Source organism: Sphingobium sp. SJ10-10 (assembly GCF_036038995.2).
Lineage (GTDB): Bacteria > Pseudomonadota > Alphaproteobacteria > Sphingomonadales > Sphingomonadaceae > Sphingobium.
Genome location: NZ_CP158132.1, coordinates 410,954 through 432,370 on the forward strand (window position 1 = coordinate 410,954; position 21,417 = coordinate 432,370).

Genomic DNA, 21,417 nt, shown 5'->3' on the forward strand with positions numbered 1-21,417 from the left:
CCCGCTCTGCCTTTCGGACTCGGGTGCGCTTTGCTGGACCCCTTCTGGTAGCGCGTCCGCCTGTTCCGCCAGAGTTTTGAGCCAACCCGGAACAGCGCCCGCTCGATGACGGATCAGCCATGTATGACTGATGTATTCCAAAGCGCAAGCGGTAAGAACAAAAGGGGATTCCCGCTTGAGCATTTGCTTGGCCTCGTATCCCCAATGTGGTATTCAGATACCCGTCATATTGGGAGGCGTTATGCGCGAGAGTGTTCACAATATCGCGGTTCGTTTTCGGGCCAATGACGCCCTGATCGCTGCCGCGTCGGAGAAGGCGCGGCGGGAGGGCATGAGCCTGTCGGAACTGCTGCGCCATGCAGTACGCAAGGAAGTGAAGGACGCGGCATGACGAGCGGCGATCAATCCCTTCTTCGCGCTGCCGCTGCGGGCGTTGTCGAGGCACAGCGGGAGTTTGTCAGCGCCTCGCTCGATCTGCTCAATTCGGGGCAATGCGATCCGATACTTGGTCATAATAGCCTGCTGATCTGGGCGCGGATTGCGGCGGCCCATGGTCATGCAGAAGACCGGCAGATGCTCGCGGGCTGCCTGTGCAATCTCTCTGACACGCTGAGGCGGGCGGGCCATGAAGATTTAGCTGTGGAAACGGTCGCGGAGGCAATCGTGATCCTCGAAGAATTGGCGGACGAGGGAAACGAGCTTGGCGCTGAGTGCATAAACAGCCTGATCGAGAATCTGCCCCCGCAAGTCGCCCTAGCCGCAAAAAATCTGAAGGAATCTGCACAATGAGCATCTCTCCCGCCGCGCCTAACTCGATTGCGCCGCAGGGCGGTTCCAGCCTCGCCTCACTGATGCAAGGCATCTATCCGCTGGCGCAGCAGGAGCAGCAGGGGCTTGCCTCCCTTCTCCCGCTCGACACGCCCTTGCAGCAGGCGATCATGCCCGGCGACCAACAAGGCATACCACCGCTCCCCCAGATGCCCGGCGTCAAGAAACCCGGCGCGTTCTCCCAGGGCGGCAAGGGCTGGCAGATCATGGGCATCATCGGGGATGCGATGCAGGCCATGGGCGGCGGGCGTCCCACCTATATGCCCTACGCGCAGGGCATCGAAGAACAGGTACGGCAAGATAAGGCACGGGTGGCCGAGATGCAGGAGCGGGCGCGGATCGACGCAAGCAAGCCCGACTATTTCACGGTGGGCCGCAATCGCGTGCGCTTTGACCCGACAAGCAACCAATCGCAGACCATCTATGAGGCGCCCGCCGACTTCGAAGAATATGCGGGCGTTCTCGGCCTCCAGCCCGGCACGGACGAATATAACGAGGCCGTGCAGGATTATGTGCTGCGTGCCAATGGCCCGACCGCGCAGGAAGGCCGCGAGGGCTTGGAAGGTTTGCGTCAGGACAATCGGATTTCTCTGGAAGGGGTCAGACAGGACAATCGCACAACCCTGCGCCAGATGCCGACTTATGCTAACCTGCACCCCCGCCCGACCTCTGGCCGTTCGGGCGGCAACGCCGCGCCGCGCAACACAGGAAGCGTCTATGCGCCGATACTGGCGAAGATTGCGGCAGGGCAACAGCTATCGGCTGGAGAGCGGCAGGTAATCGGCATGTATGGGCGCGGCGGGCGTGCGGGTCGTGGCTCTGGCGCTGCGCCGTCGCAGGCTTCAGGCCCAATTGCCACTGACGGCAAGGGCAACAAGGTCCAGTGGAACGGAAAAGCCTGGGCGCCGGTGCGCTGATGGGTAGCAGCCCGCCGCCGCCTCCCGGTTTTCGGATCATCGACCAGCCTGCGCCGCGCGCGAAGGGGAGTGACATTCCTCCTCCGCCGCCTGGTTTCAATCTGGCGCCAACAGGCGAAGCGCATGACGGTGACACGTTCCGCCTGAACAGCGGGCAGAATGGACGGCTCTATGGCGTTGATGCCTTCGAGTTAAACCAGCAGGGTATGCGGGGCGGGGAGATCGTCCCTCTCGGGCAGCAGGCGCGCAGTTCATTGCTCCCCTATCTCCTACCGAACGCCAACGTCACGGCGACCGGATCGCAGACCTATAATCGCCCGGTGGTGTCTCTCTCCGCTGGTGGCAAGGATGCGGGACGCGGGCTGCTCGATCAAGGCATGGCGCTCGCCGCTCCTCAATATCTCCAGAACAGCCCCCTCCTGCCCGACTATATGGAGGTCGAACGGCTTGCCCGGCTCAACCGTCGGGGCGCGTTCGCGGGGCAGTTCCAGAACCCCGCTGACTTCCGCAAGGGCAAGCCTGATCCATGGGCGCAGCCGGAATGGGTGGACAAGCCCCAGCCGGGCAGCCAAGCGGTGTTCTTCGATGACCCGACGCCCTTCCAAGGGTTGCGGCCGGACATCGAGGCGGGATATCAGAAAATCTGGACCGACCCCAAATCCACGCCCGACGATCTGCTGGCCTATGCGAAGGCCAATGGCTTCATCATCGATCCGGAAACGACGCGCAAATCCTATATCGAGCGCGCCAAGCGCGGCGCTGATCCCACCTTGCGTTATACGACCCCGCCCAAGCTGATGACCAACCAGGGTGATGGCGCGCTGGGCGCTGGTGTGCGCGGCCTGTCCGATCCGATCAACATGCTCGATGAAATGGGCGGGGTTGTCGACACGCTGGGGCTGACGCCGGGCCGCGAGAACCTGTGGAGCAGTGATCGCCGCTTTGCCGACATTCTGGCGAACAACATCGACCAGAATCGCAGCATCCTAGCCTATGACGATGCGAACCACCCCTATGCGCGCTTCGGCGGCCAACTCGCGAGCGGCTTCGTTCTGCCCGGCGCATCGGTCGAGGGCGTGGGTCTGGCGGCAGCGCGTGCAGCACTGCGGGAAAGCGGGTCGCGGTTTGCGGCTGAGCAAGCCGCAAGGGCTGCTATTCGGCGCAGGCTGGCCATGGCCGGTAGTGCGGAAGGCGGACTGGCCGGTTTCGGCGCTGGTGAGGGCGGCGTGGTGGATCGCCTGCCATCAGCAGGTGTTGGCGCTATCGCTGGCGCGGGGCTGGGTTATGGCACGGCGGCGCTCTCGCAGGAGCTTGGCCCAGTCATGATGAATGCGATCAATCGCATCAGGGGGCGCAGCGCAATTGAGGCCGCGGCAAAACAGGCGCCCGGCGTTGGCATGGATGAGGCACTGAATGCCATGCCGGACGGCAGGAACGTGCCCCCGCCTCCGCCCGGCTTCCGCATGAGCATGGAGAATGATGCCGCTGCGCCCATGCCATCCATCACCTCGCCGCGCCCGGTTGATCGCATCGAGGTGAACGCTGGGCCGCGCCCGCTTCTCGATCCGGCAACGGAGATGCAGCGCCGCGCCATGGCGGAGCGGGTGAACCCCGCCGATCTTCTGCCGCTGCCATCCAATGTCGTTGCCAGCCAGGAAGAGTCCGCATCGATCGGTGCCGGGCTGTATCCGACGATCAAGGCGCCCAACGAGGCATCGGCGCTGGAAGGTCGCATGATGCCGCGTGGCGACGATCCGGAACGGGCACTGCCGAAGCGTGGCCCTGCTGATCTTGTCACTTTCCTGCGCAGCCAAGGCGGCGTAATCGATCAGGGTGGCGAATTACGCGCCTTGGGGATCAGCGACAATGCCGGGCGCGATCTCGACTTTGCACGCGGGGAACAGCGCTTCGGCAGGCTGGTGGACAATGAGAACGGCATGCCGCTCGATCAGGCCGCTGATCTGGCGTGGCGTTCGGGATACTTCCCCGACCATGCGGAGCGCCCGACCATCGGGGAATTTCTGGACGCGGTGGACAACACGAACCGGGGCGTCAATCGGTCGTTCCGTCCCGATGATCTTGCGGAGGTCGACGCCTTCAACGGGGCGCGCGATCAGCGGCTTGCGGTCGAGCGGGCGCAGGATCAGGGGGCGCCGCTTGCGGAGGATCGCGGCCAGCCTGTCACCATGGACGATCTGGAGGCGAACCAGCCGCCCGTTTCGGCCTATGAGGAATGGGGCAATCAGGCGCCCGACTTTGCGGGCAACATCCGCCTGTCGAAGCTGGACAGCCCGCAGTCGATCCAGCGGGCACTGGCACAGACGGAGCGAATGACAGGTGGATTCGATGCCGCCCGGCGTGGTCGCATCACGCAGGCCGAAACGCAGAGCCTTGCCGATGAATTGGGGATGACGCCCGACCAATTGCTTTCGCGGCGCAAGGGGCAGGCGTTCAACGCGGAGGAAGCGCTGGCCGCCCGGCAAATCCTCGCCAAGTCGGGGAACGATCTGGTCAACATGGCGCGGCGCATCCAGCGCATGGATGATCCGGGCGAAGAAGCTCTGTCGGCTTTCCGGCAAGCGCTCGTCCGTCATGTCGCCATTCAGGAACAGATTGCCGGGGCGACGGCGGAGGCGGGGCGCACGCTGGCGCAGTTCCGCATGGTGGCCGATGGGCGCAATGTGCGTGGCAATGTCCTCAATGCCCTGTCGGAAGGCGGGGGGGGCAAGGATCGCCTGAAGGATGCCGCCGATCTGATCCTTGAAGGTGGGGCCGTCGATCCGGCCTCCATGAACCGCGCCGCCCGCGATGCGCTCAAGCCGGGCTGGGGCGACAAGTTCAAGGAATTGTGGATCAACTCGCTTCTGTCGGGGCCGCAAACCCATGTCGTCAACGCGGTGTCCAACACCATGACGGCGCTCGCCCAGATACCGGAGCATGCCATTGCCGCTTCCTTCGGGGGCGTCCGCAATCTGGCGGCGCGGGGTAAGGTCGCTGACCGCGTGCTGTTCTCCGAATTGGGTGCGCGATCGGTCGGGCTGATCCAGGGCGTGAAGGACGGGTTACGTCAGGCGGCGCGCACCCTTCGAACGGGTGAGGCCTCGGACTTCGCGAACAAGGTCGATACCGTGCATCAGGACGCGATTGGCGGCGTGAAAGGCAAGATCATCCGCATGCCCACGCGCCTCCTGTCCTCGGCGGACGAGCTATACAAGGCGATGGCGCGCCGCATGGAATTGAACGGGCTGGCGGTTCGCAAAGCTGCGGCGGAAGGGCTGCGCGGTGAAGCGGGTAAGCGCCGCGCCGCTGAACTGGTCGCCAATCCGACCGACGACATGCTGGAACAGGCTTTCGATTATGGCCGCTATCTGACCTTCCAGCGTCCGCTGGGCAAGGTCGGCAAGGCCGCTACGATGCTGAGCAATTCCAGCCCGGTCATGAAAATGGTGCTGCCGTTCGTGCGGACGCCCACCAATCTTCTGAAATTCTCGCTGGAGCGTTCGCCAGCCGCACCGCTGCTGTCTGAATGGCGGCGGGACTTTCGGGCAGGCGGAGCGAAGCGCGATCTTGCTGTGGCCCGCGCCATGGTAGGATCGGGTGTCGGCGCGCTGGTGATGGAACTGGCTTCGCAGGGGCTTGTCACGGGGAACGGTCCCGCAGACGAAAAGGCCCGCGCCCTGCTTCTAGCCGATGGCTGGCAACCCTACTCCATCAAGATCGGGGACCAGTATATGAGCTATCAGCGCCTCGATCCCTTCGCCTCGACGCTCGGCGTTGCTGCCGGGATGGTCGAGCTTCAGGATCACATGACCGAGAAGCAGCGCGAAGATGTGGCCTTACTGGTCACGGCGTCTGTCATGCAGAACCTTTCCAGCAAGACATGGCTTTCTGGCCTGGGCGATCTGGTCGATGCGGTGAACGATCCGAGCCGCTACGCCAAAGGCTGGATGAAGCGCACGGCTGGGTCACTCGCGATCCCGGCTGGCGTTGCCCAGGTGGCGCGGACGGTCGATCCGACGCTTAGGGAGGCTGACACAGTGCTTGATGCGATCCGCCGCCGCGTGCCGGGCATGTCGCAATCCCTGCCGGTGCAGCGGGACGTGTGGGGCCGCCCTGTCACCAGCGAAGGCGGGGTTGGTCCTGACATCGTGTCGCCCATCTGGCTTTCGACGCGCCAAGGCGATCCGGTCAACAACGCCCTGCTGAATGCCGACGTCACGGTTCCATCCTTTATCCGCAAGGACATGACGCCCGATGAATATGGGCGCTTCCGGGAGATGGCGGGCGCGACCAGCTACAATGACATTGCCGGGTTGATCGGTTCGTCGGATTGGGCGGCGATGCCGGGCGACGATAAGCAAGAGGCGGTGAACAAGATCGTGAAGGCGGCGCGCAAGTTGGCGAAGGAGAATATGGGCGTGGGTGCGGGAGATATCCCGCCTCCACCTCCTGGCTTCTCGATCCCTCCGCCTCCGCCTGGGTTCACCTTGAAGCAATGAGTGCCCAGCGCTTCCATTAAAGGAATGAACAAATGCGACTACGCTTCCTGTCACTGATTGCACGCCTTCTGGGCATTCATTTCAAGGTCAATGGCCTGCCTTATGGCGCGTCTGCGCTCATCGAGCCGGGAGATTGTTCTTAAGCCAATTGTTGGTTCCTGGCTTGGCGTTGGAAAAATGGTGGTTCCGCGTCAGTTCCGAAACCCATAGCCGGTCATCGCCATCAACATACCGTTTGAGATGGTCGTGGACTTCTTTGGCAGTATTACTGGCGCTGAGGAGCCAGTAGGAATCTTGTGTTCGATGCGCACCCAATCGCTCTAGCTCACCCCATAGTTCGGGGTAGTCTTTGCGCTTAATCAGGTCGTAACTAACTGTGTACGTTGTCATAAATCTTTCCCCCGAATCGTCCTGCCATTACGGCAGAGGAACAACCGGGAGTCGAGTCAGGCAGCCTTTGCTGTGATAGGATGGGGAGCGGCTTTCCGTTCCCCGGTGGTTCAATGCCAGGTTGCCCCCATCTCCTCGAGCCACGCGCTGGAGGACTCATCCACGAGCATATCAATGGGACGGAGGCCTTCAGCGCCGCGAACATCCACGTCGAGCGACTGGGACTTGAAGGCATCAGCATACTCACCGAGCGCCTTGTTGCCGTATCGGCGTGCAACGCGCTCTATCTGCTGAACTGGCACCTTCCCCTCGATCACATCCAGCATCAAGGACGCGGCGGCGTCTGCCGCAATGTCGAACGGCAGCCTGCCCCCTACAGCCTTGATAATGCGCCGCTGAAGGCGTCTTAGCTCATTTCCATCGTCGCGACTGGAATTGGAGGAATGTTGGGGACCACCAGTGTTGAGGCGCTGCCTCGCTTTCCAGGTGCTCACCGATGCTTTACTCACACCTTGGTGACGGGCGACGCGCGCGACACCCCAGCCCAAATCGAAGAGCAGCTTGCGCATGGGAATGAGATCGACTTCGCCCGGCGCCGACGAAGGCAGGTTGGGGGCCAGTCCATTGCGCTTCCTCCACTGACGGACGGCAGATTTATCCACTCCTATGCGTCGCGCTATCTGGCAATCGTTCAGCCCCTGCTCGTAAAGAGACCTTCTGTCTTCCATGGTCGTTCTCATGGTTCTCTCCTCTCCAGCGATTTACTGGAGACGGATCGATGCACCCAGGGCGCGGAGGTTTCAGCCGCTTTTTGATGGGGCGTGGCGAGATACAGGTGAACGCGACCTATCGTCCCTATTGTCCCAGGGGTGCTTTCTCATATCCTGCCCAGATGATGACCCGCGATCAGGAGCTATGGGGCATGGCGTCGATGGTCCTGCGCCAGCATGGCGACCGTGCGCCGGTCGTGGTGGCGGAGAGGATCGAGCAGCTTGCCAGCGAGGGAAAGGCGGAAGGCGTGGCGCTGTGGAAGGAGGTTGCGCGGCGGGTCGATCAGACGATACGCGCAAATATTTCTCAACAGTGATCTTACCGCCACAGTTCGCTCTCACTCGCCTCCAACCGCGAGCGAATGAGGGCAAGAGTGAGGGAACGCTGATCGGATAATCCGAAAAAGCGCTGTAAATTCAATCTTTTGTTCGGAATATCTGGAGGCCCGAGCCGGAATCGAACCGGCGTGCACGGATTTGCAGTCCGCTGCGTCACCACTCCGCCATCGGGCCTCGGCGTGGGTGGCCGCAAATGTGCGGCTTTTGATGCAAAGTCAAGCAGCGCTGTGATATTGTCGGGCAAGATTCCGGCACCTGGGCGCGCAAAGCCGCTTGGCGTGGCCTTTGCGCTGATTTAGAGGTCCGGAATTATATCCTTTGCTGTATTGCCTTATTAATACAGTCATCATAGAAGCTATCCTGATCGAGGAATTGTCGTGACCGAGCAGAATTTTTCATCGATGCGGACCGCCATGGTCGAAAGCCAGCTTCGCACCAGCGATGTGGATGATCAGCGTGTGATCGCGGCGATGGCGCATGTCGCGCGGGAGGATTTCGTGCCGGCCGAGCGGCGCGCGATGACCTATGTCGACCGGCCGATTCCGCTGGCGGGAGGGCGCGCGCTCAATCCGCCGCTGGTGACCGGCCGCCTGCTTAAGGAAGCGCAGATCGCTGAGGGCGACAAGGTGCTGCTGATCGGTGCCGCTACCGGCTACAGCGCGGCGCTGCTGACGGCGTTGGGCGCGCAGGTGACGGCGGTCGAGGAAGAAGGCGGGGCCGAGATTTCTGTCGAGAGCGTGACGGTCGTTCGCGGTCCGCTGAATGCCGGTGCGGTTGCCGGGGCGCCTTATACCGTGCTGTTCATCGACGGCGCAGTGGAGGAAGTGCCCGCCCCGCTCGTTCAGCAGCTTGCCGATGGCGCGCGGGTCGTGACGGGCATCGTCGAGCGCGGCGTTACCCGTCTGTGCAGCGGCCGGGTGGTGTCGGGCGTGCTGGGTCTTTCCAGTCTCGCTGATTTGGAAATGGTTGTGCTTCCGGGCTTTGCCGCGCCGGAACGGTTTGTGTTCTGAAGGACCGATTGGGGGAGACATGACGGCGAGACATCGGTTTTCTGGGCGTTGCGCCCTGTTCCTGTTGCTGTCGGTGTCCTCCGCCATGGCCGGCGCGGCCCATGCGGAGACGTTGCAGGGCGCGCTCGCCAAGGCCTATCGGTCGAATCCGACCCTGACGGGCGCGCGCGCGGGGCAGCGGGCGACGGATGAGAATGTGCCGATCCAGAAGGCGTCGGGGCGGCCCGCGCTGGATGCGACGGGCAGCTATTCCGAAAGCATTCTCAAGCCGACGATCAGCTTCACTTCGCCGCAGCGGACGCTGAATGCGAATGCGCAGTTGAGCGTGCCGCTTTATACAGGCGGGAGCGTGCGCAACGGCATCAAGGCCGCCAAGACACGGGTGGCCGCCGGGCAGGCCGATCTGCGCGCAACGGAGGCCAGCGTCTTTTCGCAGGTCGTCGCCGCCTATATGGACGTCATCCGCAACGGGGCGGTGGTTGCGCTCAACCAGGCCAATGTGCGGGCGCTGGAGGTCAATCTCCAGGCGACCAGCGACCGGTTCGAGGTAGGCGACGTGACCCGCACCGACGTCGCGCAATCCGAGTCGCGCTTGGCGCTGGCACGGTCCGACCTGCAGGGCGCTGAGGCCAATCTCATTACCGCCCGGGAAAATTACATCGCGCTGGTGGGCGAGGCGCCGGACAATCTGGAGCCGCCGCCGCCCTTGCCGGGCCTGCCCGCGACCCCGGACAGCGCCGTGCAGGTGGCGCTCAAGGACAATCCGGACATTTCCGCCGCGAAAAAGCTGCGGGAGGCGCAGCAATTCGACGTGCGCGCGGCCAAGGGCACGGTGCTGCCGACGGTATCCGCCTTCACCCAGGCGGGCTACACCAACTATCTCGACACGCTGACCAGCAGCGCCACCGGATCGCAAATCAACAAGCAGGCGTCGGCGGGTGTTCAACTGAACATCCCCTTCTATCAGGGCGGCCGTCCGGCGGCGCAGGTGCGGCGCAGCCAGGCTCTCGAATCTCAGGCGATGGAAAAGGAGATCGAGGTCGAGCGCAACGTGATCGCGCAGACTCGGTCCGCTTATGCGAGCTGGCAAGCCTCCCTGGAAAGCATCCAGTCGAATCAGAAGGCGGTCGATGCGGCGAACCTGTCGCTGGAAGGCGTGCGGGCGGAAAATTCCGTCGGCAGCCGCACCATCCTCGACATATTGAATGCCGAGCAGGAAGCGGTGAACGCCAAGGTCCAGTTGGTGACGGCGCGGCGCAATGCCTATGTCGCGGGTTTCAGCCTGCTCGCCGCCATGGGCCATGCCGAGGCGGACGATCTGAACCTGGATGCGGGCACGCTCTACGACCCGGTGGTCAATTATGATCGGGTGAAGGGCAAGTGGTTCGATTGGGATTTCGACCCCGCGCCGAAACTGCAATCGACGCGGACCGTTGACTCGCCGGCGCAAAACGCCAATGTGGACCCCGCTTTGGCGCAGCCTTAACGCAATTTTAACCCCAAAAGCGTTCCTTTGGTGGTATAGCGTTAACGGGAACTGGAACAGGGGTTAACCATGGGCGATATGAGCAAGGAACCCTCGATGGAGGACATTCTCTCGTCCATCAAGCGGATCATCGCGGAAGAAGGCGAAGAAGCTGTGCAGACTTTGCCGCGCCGCGTGCGGGGCGAGGCGGCGCAGAAGGCCCGGCCTGAACCCGTCCCGGAGGCGGTATCGGAGCCTGCCAGCGATGAAGTGCTGGAACTGACCGACGAGGTTGCTGTGGAGGAACCCATGCCTGCCCATCGAACGTCCCGTGCGCCCCGGCCCGTGGCCGAACAGGAGGGTGTGTCCATCCTGTCGGTCGAGAGCGAGGTCGCGGCCCGCCATTCGCTTTCGGCCCTGTCGTCCATGCTGGTGACGCCCAAGGAAGGCGAGGACAATACGCTCGACGGGTTGGTCCGCTCGATGCTGAAGCCGATGCTGAAGGAATGGCTGGACCTGCGGCTGCCGCAGATGGTCGAGGATATGGTCGCCAAGGAAATCGCCCGCATCACTGGCCGTTGAGTCGAGAGGTCTTGGTGATTCGCGGGCGCATGGCGGGCGGTTGCTTGTCCTATATTCCGCCTGCGCATAACTGAACGCCGATTTCATCGTCTTTGTTCTTTTATTACGCTTTGGTGGTTGATCCTTGCGAGCAGGCGAGGCGCTGCCTACACCCTTTCCATAGCTGTCGACGCTGCCCCCAAGAGAGCGGCGCGACCTGATTCAAGGGTGTTCATCCATGAAATATCTTCTGCACGCGGGACTTGGCGCTCTGGCCTTGGCCCAATCGGCGCTGGCCGTTTCGCCGGCGGCAGCCCGGCCGTTCACGCCCAGCGACATGGCCAGTCTCCATCGCGCGTCGGCCCCGGCGGTTTCGCCTGACGGGCAATGGCTCGCCTATCAATTGCGGGTGACCGATCTTGCCGCGAACAAGGGACGGACGGACCTCTATCTGCTGGACTTGAGCAAGGCGGGCGCGGCGCCGCGCATGGTCGCCTCAGTCGCGGACAAGAATGAAAGCGCACCCGCTTTTTCGGCCGATGGGAAGTCGCTTTATTATCTTTCCAACCAGAGCGGTGACGATCAGCTCTGGCGGGTGGCCATCGCGGGCGGCAAGGGCGAGCAGGTGACGCAGGCACCGGGCGGGATTTCAGGCTTTCTGCTCAGCCCGGCGGGCGATCGGGTCGCGCTGTGGGCGGACCGGCCGGTAGGGGCGAAGACGATCGACGATGCAAAGCCCGCGACGCCGCCGGGCGCTGGTACGGGGCGCGTTTATGAACAGCTTTTCGTGCGCCATTGGGACACATGGGCGGACGGGCAGCGCTCGCAGATCTTCGTGATGCCGCTTTCGGGCGGCAAGGCCGCGTCGGTGATGGGCGCGCTGGTCGGGGACAGCCCGTCCAAGCCCTTTGGCGGGGCCGAGGAGATCGCATGGAGTGCCGACGGCAAGACGCTGTTCTTCGCGCTGCGCGAGGCGGGGCGGATCGAGTCGCTGTCGACCAATCTCGATATTTTCGCGGTCCCGGCAGATGGCGGCACGGCGCCCGTGAACCTGACCGACGCCAATGATGCGACCGACACCATGCCCGCCGTGTCGCCGGACGGGAAATGGCTCGCTTATGCGGCGATGAAACGGCCCGGCTATGAGAGCGACCGGCTGGTGCTGATGCTCCGCAACATCGCGACGGCCGAGACGAAAGTGCTGACCGAGGCTTGGGACCGTTCGGTGGCGTCCATCGCCTGGGCGGCGGATGGGAAGGGCATATTCGTCACCGCCGACGATGTGCTGGACCGTCCGGTGTTTCGAGTGGATGCTGCTTCGGGCAAGGTCACGCGGCTGACGCAGGCGGGCCATGCAGGCAGCGTCGTGCCGCTACCCAAGGGCGGCTTCGTGTATTCGCTCGATAGCATCCAGTCTCCGGCCGACTTCTGGAAAATGCCGGCCAAGGGGAAAGCCGTGCGGCTCACCAGCGTCAATGCGGAGAAGCTGACAGGCGTGGATGACGTGTCGGTCCAGCGCTACAGCTTCAAGGGCGCCAATGGCGACACCGTCTGGGGACAGATCGTGAAGCCCAAAGGCGTTACGGGGAAGCTGCCGGTCGCTTTCCTGGTCCATGGCGGGCCGCAGGGGAGCTTCAACGATAGCTGGTCCTATCGCTGGAATCCCAAGGCTTTCGCGGCGCATGGCTATGCGGCGGTGATCGTCGATTTCCATGGCTCGACCGGCTACGGCCAGGCCTTTGTCGACAGCATCAACCAGGATTGGGGCGGCAAGCCGCTGGAGGATCTGAAACTGGGTCTGGCGGCGGCTGCGGCGAAGGATGCGCAGGTCGATGCGGGCAATGGCTGTGCGCTCGGCGCCAGCTATGGCGGCTATATGATGAACTGGATCGAGGGCAATTGGCCCAACGGCTTCAAGTGCATCGTCCAGCATGATGGCGTGTTCGACGCCCGCGCCATGGCTTATGAGACCGAAGAGCTATGGTTCGACGAATGGGAACATGGCGGGCCTTATTATGAAAAGGCGCAAGAGTTCGAGAAATGGAATCCCGTCAACCATGTGACCCAATGGAAGACGCCGATGCTGGTGGTGACGAGCGAGAAGGATTTCCGCATTCCCTATACCCAGGGGCTGGCGGCCTTCACGGCGTTGCAGCGGCGCAATGTGCCTTCCAAGCTGCTGGTGTTTCCGGATGAGAATCACTGGGTCTTGAAGCCGCGCAACTCGCTGCAATGGTATGATGAGGCGCTGGGCTGGCTTGACAAGTGGACTGGCAAGTAAAGCTGGAATGCCATGAGAAGGCGCATTAAGGCGCCTTCTCATGACCGAATTGCCCAAGACCTTCGACCCCGCCGATATCGAGTCCCGCTGGTACGCCCATTGGGAGAAAAATGGCCTGTTCCGCCCGGAGCGGCCTGGCGCGGAGCCCTTCACCATCGTTAACCCGCCGCCGAACGTGACGGGCAGCCTGCATATCGGCCATGCGCTGGACAATACGTTGCAGGACATCGTGATCCGCTATGAGCGGCTGCGCGGCAAGGATGCGCTGTGGGTGGTGGGCACCGACCATGCGGGCATCGCGACGCAGATGGTGGTCGAGCGGCAGATGGAGGCGCGGCAGGACAAGCGCACCAATTACACGCGCGACCAGTTCGTCGAGAAGGTCTGGGAATGGAAGGCCGAGAGCGGCGGCGCGATCACGCGCCAGCTTCGCCGTCTGGGCTGCTCGATGGACTGGGCCAATGAGCGCTTCACCATGGATGAGGGCTTTTCGAAGGCCGTCATCAAGACGTTCGTGGAACTGCACAAGCGCGGCCTGCTGTACCGCGACAAGCGCCTGGTGAACTGGGACCCGCATTTCCGTTCGGCCATCTCCGACCTGGAGGTCGAGACCAAGGAAGTGAAGGGCGGCTTCTGGCATTTCCGCTATCCGCTGGCCGATGGGGCGAAACTGGCCAATGGCGCGGACCATATCGTCGTCGCCACCACGCGGCCCGAGACGATGCTGGCGGACATGGCGGTCGCTGTGCATCCCGAAGACCCGCGCTACAAGGACGTCATCGGCAAGGATATCCTCCAGCCGATCACTGGCCGCCGGTTCAAGATCGTGGGCGACGACTATGCCGACCCGGAACTGGGGTCGGGCGCGGTGAAGATCACGCCGGGGCATGACTTCAACGACTTCGAAGTCGGCAAGCGCGCAGGCTTCAAGGCCGCCGACATGCTCAACATGTTCGATGCCGAAGCCAATGTGATCCAGACCGCCGACGGCCTGATCCCGGAGCGCTTCCTGGGCCTGCACCGCTTCAGCCGCGACGGCGTGGACGGCGCGCGCGAGCTGGTCGTGGCGGAGATGAAGGCGCTGGGCCTGCTGGTCCCGCACATCAGCAAGACCAAGGAAGGCGAGGAAGTCGAATCCGACGCCGAGCCACGCACCATCCAGACGCCCTTTGGTGATCGTTCGGGCGTGGTGATCGAGCCGTGGCTGACCGATCAATGGTATGTCGATGCGGAGAAACTCGCGGTCGCGCCGATGCAGGCGGTGCGCGATGGGCGGATCGAGATCGTCCCCAAGACGTGGGAAAAGACCTTCTTCAACTGGATGGAGAATATCCAGCCCTGGTGCGTCTCGCGCCAGCTCTGGTGGGGGCACCAGATTCCAGTTTGGTATGGGCCTAAGAAGGAAGAAATAGGGTTGATGTATGACCTCGGAAGAGGTCAGGAGATGCGGGGCGATTTTGAGGTTTTCGTTGCCGAATCTGAAGAACAAGCGCTAGAGGCTGCGCGGGAATACTATGGATCCGATACCCAGTTTACGATTTTTGACAATCCGCTGCATGCTGCCACTAGATCTGGTCAAACGCTCGGCATCTGGCGCGATCCCGACGTGCTCGACACATGGTTTTCCTCAGCGCTCTGGCCCTTCGGCACGCTCGGCTGGCCGGAGGAGACCGATACGCTCAAGCGCCATTATCCCAACGACCTGCTGATTTCCGGCTTCGACATCCTGTTCTTCTGGGATGCGCGCATGGCGATGCAGGGGCTGGAGTTCATGGGCGATGTGCCGTGGCGCAAGCTCTACCTCCACGGGCTGGTGCGCGCCGCGGACGGACAGAAAATGTCCAAGTCCAAGGGCAATGTCGTCGACCCGCTGGGCCTGATCGACAAGTTCGGCGCCGACGCGCTGCGTTTCTTCATGTCTGCCATGGAAAGCCAGGGCCGCGACGTGAAGATGGATGAGAAGCGCGTCGAGGGCTATCGCAACTTCGCGACCAAGCTGTGGAACGCGGCGCGCTTCCTGCAATCCAATGGCGTCACTGCTTCGACCAGCCATGAGGCGCCCCATGCGGAGGCGCCGGTCAACCGCTGGATCATTGCCGAGACGGTCGCGACCGTGCAGGCGATCGACACCGCCATGACCGAATTGCGTTTCGATGCAGCGGCGAACGCCATCTACCACTTCGTCTGGGACCAGTTTTGCGACTGGTATATCGAACTGACCAAGAGCGCGATGGATGACGAAACCCGCGCCGTCGCGGGTTGGGCGTTCGATCAGATATTGGTGATGTTGCATCCCTTCATGCCCTTCATCACCGAAGAGCTGTGGCATCTGACGGGCGAGCGGGAGACGGCGCTGATCGTCGCGCGCTGGCCGCAGGCGCTCTATGCTGTGGATAGCGAGGCGCAGGCGGAGATCGACTGGCTGATCCGCCTGATCAGCGCGATGCGCACGGCCCGAACCGAACTCAACGTGCCGCCGGGCGCGAAGCTGGGCGTGGTCGTTCAGGACGCGTCGGAGGAAACCCGCCGCCGCATCGATCGTCAGGGCGCGGCGCTGGCGCGGTTGGGCCGGGTCGAAAGCCTGTCCTTTGGTGACAGTGTCGAGGGTGGCGCGGCGCAGATCGTGGTTGACGAAGCGACCTTCATCCTGCCGCTGGAAGGCGTGATCGACATTGTCGCTGAAAAAGCCCGTCTCGCCAAAGCTCTGGCAGCGGCGGAGAAGGAACGGGATTCCCTCTCCGGGCGTCTTTCCAATCCCAGCTTCGTCGAAAAGGCCAAGCCCGAAGCCGTCGCCAAGGCGCGTGAGGACCATGGCGAAAAAGCCGCCGAAGCGGAAAGATTGAAGGCGGCGCTGGAACGGCTCGCCTGATCGGCCGGCGCATCCGATCGGGATGCGTTGACGAAGGGCCAGCAGGCGCTGCGCAGGATCGGATGCGGTGCCCTCGGTCGCATCCGCAAGGGGGAGGGACGGTCATGGCTATAGGGGAACATCGGGCCAGGGATCTGACCCAAGGGCCGATCGCATCGACCCTGCTGCTGTTCGCGATGCCGACATTGGCGTCCAACATTCTCCAGTCCCTGAACGGATCGATCAACGCCGTCTGGGTCGGCCGTTTCCTGGGCGCGCAGGCGCTGGCCGCCACCGCCAATGCGAACATCACCATGTTCCTGATGTTCTCCGTCGTTTTCGGCTTCGGCATGGCGTCGACCGTGATGATCGCGCAGGCGGCGGGGCGGGGCGATCTTGACGCGGCGCGCCGCGCTTTCGGTTCGGCCGTCGGCTTCTGCACCCTGTTGGGTCTCATCGTCGCGACCGCCGGCTGGATTGGCGCGCCCGCCTTGCTGCGGCTGCTGGCGACGCCGGTGGAGGCGTTCGACCTGGCGCTCATCTATTTGCGGGTGATCTTTATCGCCATGCCGGCCTCCCTGCTCAGCGTCATGATGATGATGGGCCTGCGCGGGACGGGCGATGCGCGCACGCCGCTGATCTTCATGTTCGTGAGCGTGGGCGTCGATCTGGTCCTCAACCCCTTGCTGATCCTGGGCCTGGGACCGATACCGGCGATGGGCATCGGCGGGTCGGCCGCGGCGACGGCGGCGGCGGGTGTCATCAGCCTGATCGGCCTCATCCTCTATACCTATGCCAAGGATCTGCCGCTGCGTCTGCGCGGGCGGGAACTGGCCTATCTGCGCCCGGCGCCGGAGCAGATGGGGGTCTTGTTCGGCAAGGGGTTGCCCATGGGATTGCAGATGATCGTCATGTCCGCTTCCGGGCTGGTGATGATCGGCCTCGTCAATCGGGAGGGTTTCCTCGTCACCGCCGCCTATGGCGCGGCCCAGCAGATCTGGACCTACCTCCAGATGCCGGCGATGGCGATGGGCGCGGCGGTCAGCGCCATGGCGGCGCAGAATATCGGCGCCGGGCGATGGGACCGGATCAGCCGGATCACCGGCTATGGCATGGGCTATCTGTTGCTGATCACCGGCACGATGGTGGCCGTGATCCTGCTGTTCCACGCGCCGCTGTTGTCGCTGTTCCTTGGGCGGAACGTAGCTGCCATCGCCGCGGCCTGGCATATGCAGCTTTTGGCGAGCTGGAGCTTCATGCTATTCGGCGGCACGATGATCCTGTTCGGCGTGATGCGGGCCAATGGCGTGGTGGTAAGACCGTTGCTGATCCTGATCTTCACCCTCTTCGCGGTGCGGCTAGGCTTCTATCATCTGGGATATCCGCATATCGGGGCGGATGCGCTGTGGCTCAGCTTTCCGGCGGGTTCGGCAGCGGCCTTCCTGTTGGCCGGACTCGTCTATTGGCAAGGCGGCTGGCGCAAGGCGAAGCTGCTCGTCCCCGTAAACGAGGAAGAGTGCCGCGAAAGCGTCAATGCGGAGAGTGAGCCCGCCGGCCGGATCGTCCCGGCGGGGTAAAGTCTTACCGCCCCTGGCTGCGCCAACGGGTGATGGTGCGGTCGAGGATCTCCGCCTCGCCGCCCGACTGACGCCACAGCTCCGTGAAGCTCGGGTCGCCCGAAGCGGGACGCCGTTCCTCCTCCAGATTGTCGAGCGCGACGCGGATCGGCACGGCGACGCCTTCGCCGCAGATGATCGCCTCCCGGTTGCGCAGCGCGGGGATGGAATCGAGGAAGCCGCGCGCGCCTTCGGGCATGGCGGCCTTCACGAAGGCCTGGTCGCGGTCGTTGTTGAGGCGCATCGAAATGATCGTGCCGCATTGCGACAGCACGCCTTCGGCCAAGTCCGACGGACGCTGGGTGATGAGGCCCAGCGACACGCCATATTTACGGCCTTCCTTGGCGATGCGCTCCAGGATGCGGCGCACGGCCTGACCCGATCCGGTAGTGGAGGAGGGGATGTAGCGATGCGCTTCCTCGCAGACCAGCAGGATCGGCCGTTGCGGCTCGTCACGCGCCCACAGGGCATAGTCGAACACCAGCCGCGACAGCACCGACACGACGACCGACGTGATGTCGGACGGCATGGAAGACACGTCGATGATGGAGATCGGCTTGCCGCCCGAGGGCAGGCGGAAGATCTTGGCGATGAATTCCTGCATCGAATCCGCGACCAGCATGCCGGAGAACATGAAGCTGTAGCGGGGGTCGCTCTTGATTTCGTCGATCTTGGTCTTGAGCCGCATATAGGGCAGCGATCCGGTGCCCTTGTCCAGCTTCCCCATCTCGTTCTGAAGGATGTTGGTGAGATCGGAGAGCAGATAGGGAACCGGCGAATCGACCGTCAGCCGCCCGATGCTCTCCGCCAGCCGGTTCTTCGACCGAGCGGCAAGCAGGCATTTGGCGAGAATATCGCAATCGACGGTCCGCTCGGAACCCTCGGAGGTGACGAACACCTCGCAATGCTCCTCGAAATTCATCAGCCAATAGGGGAGGGCGAGATTGTTGACGTCATAGACCGCGCCATTGGTCTGGAAAGCCGCGCCATATTCGCCATGGGGGTCGATCATCACGATATGCCCCTGCGGCGACAGGTCGCAGATGCGGTGCAGAATCAGCGCGGCGCTGGTCGACTTGCCGGTGCCGGTCGAGCCCAGCAGCGCGAAATGCTTGCCCAGCATGGAGTCGACATAGAGTGCGGCGCGGGTGTCGGCGGTGGGATAGACGGTGCCGATCTGCACATGAGGGCGGTCGTCGGCGGAATAGATCTGCTGCATGTCCTGGCTGGACACCGGATAAACTTCCGTCCCCGGCGTCGGATAGCGGGTCACGCCGCGGCGGAAGCGGTAGATGCGGCCCGTCAGCTTTTCCTCATCGCCTTCGCCCAGAAAGTCGATGTCGACGACGATGCTGTTGCTGTCCTGCCGGTCCATCGCCATGCGGCGCACGCTGGCAATCAGCCAGACATGGCCGACGCGCATCTTCACCTGGGAGCCGACTTGCCCCGCCATGGCAAGGGAAGGATCGGGATTATGCGACAGCGCGGCAATCCGCGTGGCGTCGATGATCAACTGCGAACTGGATCCCGCGATCTGGAAAACCATGCCCATGGCGTCGACCGAAGCCTGAAAGACATGCGGCTGCGCGCCTGCGAAATGGTCGGCACCGTGCATCTGGGTCATGAACCTTTTTCCCCTCGACCGGACGGGATTCCGGCACGTCGGATCGATTTAACCGGCGACTGGTAAAGAATCTGCTTATTCCGGCCCCATAAACAGGAAGCGGCCGGATGCCTGCGCCGCGATGTCAGAGGAAATGCGTGTCAGGCTTGGTCGTTGAAACATTTGCCGAAAATCGGGAAAATCGCTTGACTGCCGTGCTGACGACCGACGCGGCGCGGCGATCCGATGCGATCTCCATCGCTCGCGTTATCTGCATTTTGGGGGTGGTGTACGTCCACGCCTGGACGGGTCTGAGCGGCCATGATCTGGAAAGCCTGCGGGGAACACCGCAGGACAGCCTGCGATGGGGATTGATGGAGATTTTCGGGCGCAGCGCGGTGCCGTTGCTGGGCCTGATTTCCGGTTGGCTGGTCGCGGGATCGGCGCGCACGCAGGATTGGGTGCGCCATGTCGGGCGCAAGGTGCGGACGATCCTGCTGCCGATGATCCTGTGGAATGCGCTGGCGATCCTGTTCGTGTCCGGCGCGGCCTGGGTGCTGGGTCTGTCCGCGCCGGTGCCGTCGTCCACCGACTGGATGTTCCAGGAACTGTTCATCGTCAGCCGCAATCCCGACATCAATGTCCAGATGCCGTTCCTGCGCGACCTGTTCCTGTGCATGATCGCCGCGCCGCTGTTTGTCCGCCTGCCCGGCTGGGCGCTGGTCGCGGTCGCGGCGATGGCGGCGCTGTGCCAGATCATGGGCTGGGGACCGCCGGTGCTGATGCGGGCGTCGATCCTGTTCTTCTTCATCATGGGCATCATCGCCCGGCGCGAAGGGCTGGCCGATCGGGCGGCGGCGCTGCCCTGGACGGTCGCGGCGCCGCCTTTCGCGCTGCTGATGACCGCGCAGCTCTATGTTTCCCTGCATGTGGGCGCTTTGTCGCCGGGCATCGGCATGGCGGTGCTGGACATGGCGGTGCGGATCGCGGCGGCGCTGTTCTTCTGGCGGCTGGCCTGGTCCTTGGCGGCCAGCGCGGCGCGGGGCATGCTGCTGCGGATCGAGCCCTTCGCCTTCTTCCTCTTCTGCTCGCACCTCATCCTGATCTGGCTGGGCGGGCCGGTGCTGGGGACGCTGTTCGGCAAGCTCGGCTCGCCTTTCTATCCCGCCTATCTTCTGGTGCAGCCCCTGCTGGTGTTGGTCGCCGTGGTGCTGCTGGGGTCGCTGCTCAGCCGCGCCGCGCCGGGACTGGCAAAGCTATTGAGCGGCGGCCGCCTCATGGCCGCCTGACACGGCTCGCCCTGCGGCGATGGCGATTTCGATGCTGCGCTTGCGGGCCTCCAGATCGTGGATATGGCCGCCGATGATGATCTCATCGACCTGGGTGCGGCGGATGAAGGCGGCCAGATCCCGCTCGACATCGGCCTGGGTGCCGATACTCGAAGCGCTCAGCACGTCGGCCAGCATGGCCTGCGCCTGGGGCAGCAGGCTTTCATAATAGCCGGGAACAGGGGGTTGCAGCTTGCCCGGTTGGCCAGTGCGCAGCCGGACGAAGGCCTGCTGCATGGAGGTCGCGATCAGTTGCGCTTCCTCCACGGTGTCGGCGGCGAAGACATTATAGCCCGCCATCACATAGGGATATTTGAGCTGCACCGATGGCCGGAAATCGCGGCGGTAGATGGCGATCGCCTCGTCCAGAGCGCCCGGCGCGAAATGGGAGGCGAAGGCATAGGGCAGGCCGAGCGCGGCGGCCAATTGCGCCCCATAGAGGCTGGAGCCGAGAATCCAGAGCGGCACATCCTCGCCAGCGCCGGGCGTCGCCTGGAAGCCCAGGCGCGCATCGCCCGCGAAATAGGCTTGCAACTCCATCACGTCGCGGGGGAATTCATCCGGGCCGCCGCTCAGCGTCCGCCGCATCGCCTGTGCCACGCGCTGGTCCGAACCGGGCGCCCGGCCCAATCCCAGATCGACGCGGCCGGGAAACAGGGCGGCGAGCGTGCCGAATTGCTCCGCGATCAGCAGCGGCGCATGATTGGGCAGCATGATGCCGCCCGCGCCGATGCGGATGTGGCGGGTAGCCTGGCCGACATGCGCCAGCACCACGGCGGTTGCGGCCGACGCGATCCCCGGCATGCCATGATGTTCGGCCACCCAATAGCGGTGGAAGCCAAGGCTTTCGGCATGGACGGCAAAGGCGGCGGCGCGGCGGAGCGCTTCGCCGGGGCTGCTGCCTTCATTGACGGGGACGAGGTCCAGAATGGAAAAACGAGTCATGGCCCGCATATGGGGGG

Annotated in this window: 15 protein-coding genes and 1 tRNA gene; 12 read left to right on the forward strand and 4 right to left on the reverse strand. The window is 63.5% G+C overall.

All coding sequences use genetic code 11. The features are described 5' to 3' along the window. The first annotated feature begins 241 nt into the window (after nt 1–241). Genes VVT58_RS01965 through VVT58_RS01980 form a run of 4 tightly spaced genes read left to right on the forward strand, consistent with a single transcriptional unit; the run spans nt 242 to nt 6,244 of the window. Nucleotides 242–391, forward strand: coding sequence for a ribbon-helix-helix protein, CopG family (locus VVT58_RS01965; RefSeq protein WP_327751681.1), 150 nt, complete (start codon nt 242–244; stop codon nt 389–391). Further along, the gene (locus VVT58_RS01970; RefSeq protein ID WP_327751682.1) at nt 388–789 is read left to right on the forward strand and encodes a hypothetical protein; all 402 of its coding nucleotides are present in this window, start codon (nt 388–390) and stop codon (nt 787–789) included. Before VVT58_RS01965 ends, VVT58_RS01970 begins: the two co-directional genes overlap by 4 nt. Beyond that, on the forward strand, nt 786–1,745 hold the full coding sequence (locus VVT58_RS01975; protein ID WP_327751683.1) for a hypothetical protein: 960 nt from the start codon (nt 786–788) through the stop codon (nt 1,743–1,745). The genes VVT58_RS01970 and VVT58_RS01975 overlap by 4 nt, the downstream gene beginning before the upstream one ends. Next, nucleotides 1,712–6,244 carry a hypothetical protein gene (locus VVT58_RS01980; protein ID WP_327751684.1) on the forward strand — a complete coding sequence of 1,511 codons (4,533 nt, stop codon included), beginning with the start codon at nt 1,712–1,714 and terminating at the stop codon, nt 6,242–6,244. The genes VVT58_RS01975 and VVT58_RS01980 overlap by 34 nt, the downstream gene beginning before the upstream one ends. Before the next feature lie 500 nt (nt 6,245–6,744). On the opposite strand, the gene VVT58_RS01985 is transcribed toward VVT58_RS01980, so the two are convergent. Continuing rightward, complete coding sequence (locus tag VVT58_RS01985; RefSeq protein WP_327751686.1) at nt 6,745–7,374, reverse strand: helix-turn-helix domain-containing protein; 630 nt, start codon at nt 7,372–7,374, stop codon at nt 6,745–6,747. Nucleotides 7,375–7,529: 155 nt separating this feature from the next. Between VVT58_RS01985 and VVT58_RS01990 the strand changes: the two genes are divergently transcribed. Then, nucleotides 7,530–7,721, forward strand: a complete 192-nt coding sequence (locus VVT58_RS01990; protein WP_405053731.1) for a DUF6961 family protein — start codon at nt 7,530–7,532, stop codon at nt 7,719–7,721. Between the two features lie 122 nt (nt 7,722–7,843). On the opposite strand, the gene VVT58_RS01995 is transcribed toward VVT58_RS01990, so the two are convergent. Continuing rightward, nucleotides 7,844–7,917 (reverse strand) — tRNA-Cys (locus VVT58_RS01995). Nucleotides 7,918–8,120: 203 nt separating this feature from the next. Between VVT58_RS01995 and VVT58_RS02000 the strand changes: the two genes are divergently transcribed. The 6 genes from VVT58_RS02000 (at nt 8,121) to VVT58_RS02025 (ending at nt 17,485) form a co-directional block, all read left to right on the forward strand. Next, nucleotides 8,121–8,753, forward strand: a complete 633-nt coding sequence (locus VVT58_RS02000; RefSeq protein ID WP_327751688.1) for a protein-L-isoaspartate O-methyltransferase — start codon at nt 8,121–8,123, stop codon at nt 8,751–8,753. A 19-nt stretch (nt 8,754–8,772) separates the two neighbouring features. Continuing rightward, on the forward strand, nt 8,773–10,239 hold the full coding sequence (locus tag VVT58_RS02005; protein WP_327751689.1) for a TolC family outer membrane protein: 1,467 nt from the start codon (nt 8,773–8,775) through the stop codon (nt 10,237–10,239). A gap of 69 nt (nt 10,240–10,308) precedes the next feature. After that, complete coding sequence (locus VVT58_RS02010; RefSeq protein WP_327751690.1) at nt 10,309–10,800, forward strand: DUF2497 domain-containing protein; 492 nt, start codon at nt 10,309–10,311, stop codon at nt 10,798–10,800. A 217-nt stretch (nt 10,801–11,017) separates the two neighbouring features. Next, nucleotides 11,018–13,060 carry a S9 family peptidase gene (locus tag VVT58_RS02015; RefSeq protein WP_327751691.1) on the forward strand — a complete coding sequence of 681 codons (2,043 nt, stop codon included), beginning with the start codon at nt 11,018–11,020 and terminating at the stop codon, nt 13,058–13,060. Nucleotides 13,061–13,100: 40 nt separating this feature from the next. After that, on the forward strand, nt 13,101–15,929 hold the full coding sequence (locus VVT58_RS02020) for a valine--tRNA ligase (RefSeq protein WP_327751692.1): 2,829 nt from the start codon (nt 13,101–13,103) through the stop codon (nt 15,927–15,929). A 104-nt stretch (nt 15,930–16,033) separates the two neighbouring features. Beyond that, on the forward strand, nt 16,034–17,485 hold the full coding sequence (locus tag VVT58_RS02025; protein ID WP_327751693.1) for an MATE family efflux transporter: 1,452 nt from the start codon (nt 16,034–16,036) through the stop codon (nt 17,483–17,485). Nucleotides 17,486–17,489: 4 nt separating this feature from the next. Here VVT58_RS02025 and VVT58_RS02030 read toward each other — a convergent pair whose 3' ends face one another. Beyond that, complete coding sequence (locus tag VVT58_RS02030) at nt 17,490–19,148, reverse strand: ATP-binding protein (protein ID WP_066558879.1); 1,659 nt, start codon at nt 19,146–19,148, stop codon at nt 17,490–17,492. 146 nt (nt 19,149–19,294) lie between these two features. Between VVT58_RS02030 and VVT58_RS02035 the strand changes: the two genes are divergently transcribed. Beyond that, entirely contained in the window at nt 19,295–20,416 is a 1,122-nt protein-coding gene (locus VVT58_RS02035; RefSeq protein ID WP_327751839.1) for an acyltransferase, read from the forward strand. Here the strand turns inward: VVT58_RS02035 and VVT58_RS02040 are convergent. Continuing rightward, on the reverse strand, nt 20,384–21,400 hold the full coding sequence (locus VVT58_RS02040) for an LLM class flavin-dependent oxidoreductase (RefSeq protein WP_327751694.1): 1,017 nt from the start codon (nt 21,398–21,400) through the stop codon (nt 20,384–20,386). The genes VVT58_RS02035 and VVT58_RS02040 overlap by 33 nt on opposite strands. Between the last annotated feature and the right edge of the window lie 17 nt (nt 21,401–21,417).